Origin of the sequence: Sphingopyxis sp. (genome assembly GCF_035250425.1) — a bacterium.
In the GTDB taxonomy this organism is placed as follows: Bacteria; Pseudomonadota; Alphaproteobacteria; order Sphingomonadales; family Sphingomonadaceae; genus Sphingopyxis.
On record NZ_DATFFD010000040.1, the window covers coordinates 1 to 3,881 of the forward strand.

The following is a 3,881-nucleotide window of genomic DNA, read 5'->3' on the forward strand; positions in this document are numbered from 1 at the left end:
ACGAAGGTCGCCTTGCGCTTGCCGTCGCTGCCAGCCTTGATTTCCAGGTTGCTGGGCTTCTTCAATTCCTGCCAGTTCCGGATATTGACAGTCATGGATTTCCCTTTGCTTTGGGCGGGATGGGTGGGGGTCGACCACCTGTCCAGCGAGGAGTTTTGTACGGGCGGCGCTCCGGCGGAGCGTGCCCGAAAGACGTCAGACGCGGCGGCGCTTGGCCGGGCGGACGCCATTGTGCGGGATCGGCGTCACGTCGCGGATCGACGTGATGTGAAAGCCCACGGCCTGCAGCGCGCGGAGAGCCGATTCACGGCCCGCACCGGGGCCCTTGACTTCGACTTCCAGCGTGCGGACGCCATGTTCGGCGGCCTTCTTGCCGGCGTCTTCGGCGCAGACCTGCGCCGCATAGGGGGTCGACTTGCGGCTTCCCTTGAAGCCCATCATGCCGGCGCTCGACCAGGCAATCGCATTGCCCTGCGCGTCGGTGATGGTGATCATCGTGTTGTTGAAGGTCGCGTTGACGTGCGCGACGCCCGACGAGATGTTTTTGCGTTCGCGCCGGCGAAGGCGCTGCGGTTCACGAGCCATGATATATTCCTAAATCCAAAATCCTGAACGACCGGGGCGCTGTTGCGAGAGCTGCCTCCGGCGGAGAAGTAAGGAAATTCGTCCCCCGGACGAATTTCTGATCTTACTTCTTCTTACCGGCGATCGCCTTGGCCTTGCCCTTGCGGGTGCGCGCATTGGTGTGCGTGCGCTGGCCGCGGACCGGAAGGCCCTTGCGATGACGCAGGCCGCGGTAGCAGGCGAGGTCCATCAGGCGCTTGATGTTCATCGCCGTGTTGCGGCGAAGGTCACCCTCGACCGTGTGGTCGGCGTCGAGCGTTTCGCGGATCTGCAGGATTTCGGCGTCGCTGAGGTCCTGAACGCGGCGGCTGTGGTCGATGCCCAGCTTGTCGGCGATGTCGACAGCGCTCTTCCGGCCGATGCCGTGGATATAGGTGAGCGCGATGATTACGCGCTTGTTGGTGGGCAAATTGACGCCCGCAATACGTGCCATAAAAAACTTTCTCCTGCTCCACAGAGCCGTAGGCAATCGGCCCCATCTCAAAGCGTCTGAATTTCCAACGCAAAAAACGGACCACGATGCGCATGAGGGCGCTTCGCCGTCCGGTCAGGCTGTCGGAATGGACGCGCAACTAAGGTGAGTCGGCCCGATTGTCAAGCGAAGTGCGGTGGTTTGAGGGGCCGTAGATTGCTGCTCAGGATGGCGATGTAAGAGCGACCGCGCGGTCATGCAAGCGGTCGATAATAGCGGCGTGGATTCCCGGCGCGCACGCAATCACACCGAACGCCTGCGCGCGCGGCGTGTTGAAACGCAAAGGCGTACCGAACGCGTCGGTCACCGTGGCTCCGGCCTCGGCCGCGATCAGCGCCGCGGCGGCGACGTCCCATTCGAATCCCCAGCGCAGCGTCGCGACGAGGTCGGCACGGTCGTCGGCGACGAGCGCCATGCGCAGCGCGATGCTGTTCGGCTTGGTGACGATGACGAGGTCGCTATCGATCTTGGGCAGCGCATCTGCGGGAACGCGCGATCCGGCGAACTGCGTGCGCCGGCTGGCGTGCAGGGTTTCGCCGTTGAGCAGCGCGCCCTGGCCCTTTTGGGCGACCCATAATTCATCGAGCGCGGGGGCATAGAGGATGCCGAACTCAGGCGTGCCATCGATGACGAGCGCGACCGACACGCACCAGCCGGGCCGGCCGCGGATGAAATCACGGGTGCCGTCGATCGGGTCGACGCACCACATCGCTCGGCACGATAGGCGGTCGGCGTTGTCGGCGGTCTCTTCCGACAGCCACCCCGCCTCGGGCACCATCGCGCCGAGCACGGCTTTCAACCGGGCATCAACCGCCAGATCGACATCGCTGACCGGATCGTCGTGCGATTTGTTCCAGACATTGACTGCTTGTCCCTCGCCGCGCCAGCGCGCCATCGCCATGTCGCCGACTTCGCGCGTCGCGGCGATCGCGGCTTCGAGGTTGCGGCCGGGCATGGTGTTTAGCTCGACGCGACGGTCATGCCGTCGATGCGCAGCGTCGGCGCGTTGGTGCCATGGCGGAATTCGAGGTTGTTCGCGGGGATCAGTGCCGCGAACATGTCGATCAGATTGCCCGCGATGGTGAATTCGGCGATCGGCCCGGTGAGCGCGCCATCCTTGATCAGGAAACCCGACGCGCCGCGGCTGTAATCGCCGGTCACCGGGTTGACGCCGTGGCCGATCAGCTCGGTGATATAGACGCCATCGGCGATGCCCTCCATCAGCGCCGCGGGCGTCACGCTGCCCGCTGCGAGGTGCAGGTTGCTCGCGCCGACCCCCGACGCGCCGCCGCCGCGGCTTGCATGGCCCGTCGGCGCCAAGCCAAGCTGCTTCGCCGATGCGGTGTCGAGCAGCCAGCCGGTGATCTTGCCATTGGCGACGATGTCGCGCGCCGCGGTCGGCAGGCCCTCGCCATCGAAGGCCCGGCTGCGCAGGCCGCGTGGGCGGTGCGGCTCGTCGCGGATTATGATGCTGCTGTCGAACAACGCCCGATCTTCCTTGCCGAGCAGGAAGCTGGTCCCGCGCGCGATTGCGGGTCCGGCTATCGCGCCGAGCAGATGGCCGACGATGCCGCCGCTGACGCGCGGATCGAGCAGTACGGGCAGTTTGCCATTCGGCGCCTTGCCCGGATTGAGACGTGCGACGGCGCGCGTGCCGGCGCGGTTGCCGATGTCGGCCGCGCTTTCGAGGTCGGTCAGATGATGCGCGCTGTGCCAGCCATAGTCGCGCTGCATGCTTGCGCCTTCGCCCGCGATGACGCTCGCCGACAGGCTGTGGCCGCTCGACCCGTAGCCGCCGGCAAAGCCGTGGCTGGTTGCGAGCGCGAAGCGCGTGCGGCTGTGGCTCGCGCTGCCGCCTTCGCTGTTGGTAACACCGGCGACGGCGCGCGCGGATTCCTCGACCTCCAGCGCGGCTTCGCGCAGCGCGGCGGGATCGGCTTCGCTGTTATCGTCGAGGTCGAAATCGGGGATGACACCCTTGAATAGCAGCTCTTCAGGCGCGAGCCCGGCGTAGGGATCTTCGGGCGCCTCACGGGCCATCGCGACGCAGCGTTCGACCAGCTTGGCGAGCTCGCCCGCGTCCATGTCGGCGGTCGACACGCTCGCGCTGCGCTGGCCGACGAAGACGCGCAGCGAAATATCCTGCCCCTCGGACCGCTCGACATCCTCGAGCGCGCCAAGCCGCATCGAGACCGAGGTCGCGGCGTTGCAATAATAGAGCGCATCGGCGGCATCGGCGCCGGCTTTCGCGGCGGCGTCGCACAGCATCTGCGCACGATCGAGGGCTTCGGAAACGGTCAGCATGGCCGCGCCCTATACGGCGCGCGGCAAAAAATCAAAACCAGCGCTGAAAAAGGGTCAGTTCGCGATCTTCGCGATGGCGTCGGTGGCGGCCATCGCACCGCTGATCCACAGGAAGGGCAGCGTGAGCGCCGCGACCCACAGGCGGCGGACGTCGCGGCGGAAACGCGCATGAAGACCCCAGCTCGCCAGCGCCTGGCGGCTGAGGCGATACCAATGCCGTTCGGTCGAACGCGCGACGGGAATTGCGAGCACGAGCAGCATGATCAACGCGACGACGATGAAAGCCGACGGCGCCCCGGCGGCGACCGCGCTCATCACGAGCCAGATCTGCAAGGCGGCGAAGGCGAGAAGGGCGGCGGCGGCATGCCACGTCATTCGGCGACCCAGGCTCCGTGCCGGCGGCACGCTGACGGTCGTGCGCCTCCATAGGCGCGGTCCAAATGCTGATGCCATGTTACAGCCCCCTAGGCTGGCGATTCCC

General features: G+C 66.2%; 5 protein-coding genes. All 5 read right to left on the reverse strand.

The genetic code is table 11. The annotated features are described in order from the left end of the window. Positions 1–195 precede the first annotated feature (195 nt). The 5 genes from rpsK to VJ811_RS02860 all read right to left on the reverse strand — a co-directional run bounded on the left by rpsK (position 196) and on the right by VJ811_RS02860 (position 3,775). Entirely contained in the window at positions 196–585 is a 390-nt protein-coding gene (rpsK, locus tag VJ811_RS02840) for a 30S ribosomal protein S11 (protein WP_003040416.1), read from the reverse strand. A 103-nt stretch (positions 586–688) separates the two neighbouring features. Further along, positions 689–1,057: a 30S ribosomal protein S13 gene (gene rpsM / locus VJ811_RS02845; protein WP_324070764.1), complete on the reverse strand. Its 369-nt coding sequence runs from the start codon at positions 1,055–1,057 to the stop codon at positions 689–691. A 202-nt stretch (positions 1,058–1,259) separates the two neighbouring features. Continuing rightward, complete coding sequence (locus tag VJ811_RS02850) at positions 1,260–2,051, reverse strand: 3'(2'),5'-bisphosphate nucleotidase CysQ (RefSeq protein WP_324070765.1); 792 nt, start codon at positions 2,049–2,051, stop codon at positions 1,260–1,262. A 5-nt stretch (positions 2,052–2,056) separates the two neighbouring features. Further along, positions 2,057–3,400, reverse strand: coding sequence for a TldD/PmbA family protein (locus VJ811_RS02855; protein ID WP_324070766.1), 1,344 nt, complete (start codon positions 3,398–3,400; stop codon positions 2,057–2,059). Between the two features lie 54 nt (positions 3,401–3,454). Beyond that, the gene (locus tag VJ811_RS02860; protein ID WP_324070767.1) at positions 3,455–3,775 is read right to left on the reverse strand and encodes a hypothetical protein; all 321 of its coding nucleotides are present in this window, start codon (positions 3,773–3,775) and stop codon (positions 3,455–3,457) included. Positions 3,776–3,881: the final 106 nt, after the last annotated feature.

Excerpts from the sequence above, each read along its gene's own strand:
- rpsK (WP_003040416.1), bottom strand. The coding sequence starts at position 585 with ATGGCTCGTGAACCGCAGCGCCTTCGCCGGCGCGAACGCAAAAACATC.
- rpsM (WP_324070764.1), bottom strand. The coding sequence starts at position 1,057 with ATGGCACGTATTGCGGGCGTCAATTTGCCCACCAACAAGCGCGTAATC.
- VJ811_RS02850 (WP_324070765.1), bottom strand. The coding sequence starts at position 2,051 with ATGCCCGGCCGCAACCTCGAAGCCGCGATCGCCGCGACGCGCGAAGTC.
- VJ811_RS02855 (WP_324070766.1), bottom strand. The coding sequence starts at position 3,400 with ATGCTGACCGTTTCCGAAGCCCTCGATCGTGCGCAGATGCTGTGCGAC.
- VJ811_RS02860 (WP_324070767.1), bottom strand. The coding sequence starts at position 3,775 with ATGACGTGGCATGCCGCCGCCGCCCTTCTCGCCTTCGCCGCCTTGCAG.